The organism is Vibrio sp. 1727 (assembly GCF_033344415.1).
Lineage (GTDB): Bacteria > Pseudomonadota > Gammaproteobacteria > Enterobacterales > Vibrionaceae > Vibrio > Vibrio alginolyticus.
In genome coordinates, this window is record NZ_JAWPOT010000064.1 from 1 (window position 1) to 1,476 (window position 1,476).

1 protein-coding gene and 2 pseudogenes are annotated in these 1,476 nt (G+C 39.0%); all 3 read left to right on the forward strand.

From position 1 onward, the window contains the following. Positions 1-76: 76 nt before the first annotated feature. A pseudogene (locus R8O10_RS23810) lies at positions 77-289 on the forward strand (hypothetical protein); the annotation flags it as partial. Between the two features lie 417 nt (positions 290-706). Beyond that, complete coding sequence (locus R8O10_RS23815) at positions 707-1,174, forward strand: Sbal_3080 family lipoprotein (RefSeq protein ID WP_005385757.1); 468 nt, start codon at positions 707-709, stop codon at positions 1,172-1,174. A gap of 64 nt (positions 1,175-1,238) precedes the next feature. Beyond that, positions 1,239-1,400, forward strand: a pseudogene (locus R8O10_RS23820) (hypothetical protein); the annotation flags it as partial. Between the last annotated feature and the right edge of the window lie 76 nt (positions 1,401-1,476).

Sequence of the window (1,476 nt, forward strand, 5' to 3'; positions counted from 1 at the left end):
CTACGATGCTTGATGGGTGTAGCCGATCAGATCGTATCTTTTTGATTTAGTTCCATCGATTTAAGCAACAAAGCCGCGGTTTGTGGCTAAAGGGGCCGGTATTCTTGCTCCGAATGGAAAAATGCCTTTGGATTGGCGCCTAAGTTTTATGTTTAGCAAACAAGAGGCTCGAAAACACTTAAATAAATTGCTGTCTTGGAAACCTAATATATTGGTTATGGCTCACGGTGAAATCGTCCTTGATAATGCAGACGAGTTCTTACAGCGCTCTTTTAAGTGGCTAGTATGAGACAACATTGAAAACTCACACAACAGAATAGACAAGAAGCTATTTTAAAACATTAGGCCCTTTTAGCTTAGTCTTAGGGACGAATTTACAGCACTACACGTTATGTTTAACGATAAGCTCCCCTATTCCTCTTAATTGAGCATTATGCAGCAATTTAAAATTCCGTTAGAATTGCACTTCAAAAACTTCAATGCGAAGAATTCTGGACATTGATACGGACATAAGTTCAAGAGTTAACATAACGCTATAGCAATCTCTTACTAATAATTTGCTTCGAGACATTCGCATACTTCCGAAACAAACCCTTCTACTCTAAAGGTTTTGTTAATAACAGTTGCCATGCTTGTTAGTTATTCTCGTTGAACTCAGTATCTTGAAGTTGTTTGAATATATAAATTTAAAAAAAAGAGACATAAGATGCACAAAAAACTCATCATTCTAAGCTTGCCTATTCTATTAGCTGCATGTGCAGCACCAAAGTATACGGTAGAAACAATCTCGAAAGAAAATCAGAGCAAGGAAATCACCATCGTAAAAGACAACGCCACGCGAGATGTTTTCTTAGATTCGATGCAAGACTGGTGTTTGGATACCGCCCATAAATGCACAGTCGTAAGCGACGGCACGCCTCCTGTTAGCTCTGAGCTAACACTTACTTACGTATCACGCTGGAGCTGGGATTTTAGAACATTTATCGCTGATGCTCAGATCAAAGCCTACAAAAATAACGAAAAAGTAGGACAAGTTGAATTTAAAGCACCAAACAGCGCGAATCCAGATAAATGGGGTAAAGACAACAAACGAATCATTTCGATGATGGATCTGTTATTCGGTAAACAAACCGTGAGTGAGGCTCAATCCAAGATTAAGCTGGGCGAAATGTAATGAGCCGAACAATTGCCCATTTAACAAGCATCATATATTTGTAGAGAAAGATAGGAATGTTTAAGTGACTGAAGTCAAAACCATTGGGCTTTTCTTTATAACCGCCATTGCAGAAATATTAGGCTGCTACTTACCTTATCTCTGGTTAAAGGAAGATAAGTCAGTTTGGCTTTTGGTACCAGCAGCGCTATGCCTTGCTATGTTTGCTTGGCTTCTATCTTTACATGGCTTTGTTGCTTAAATCGATGGAACTAAATCAAAAAGATACGATCTGATCGGCTACACCCATCAAGCATCGTAGC

Bases quoted from the DNA above. Each gene is read 5' to 3' on its own strand.
- R8O10_RS23815 (WP_005385757.1), top strand. From the start codon at position 707: ATGCACAAAAAACTCATCATTCTAAGCTTGCCTATTCTATTAGCTGCA.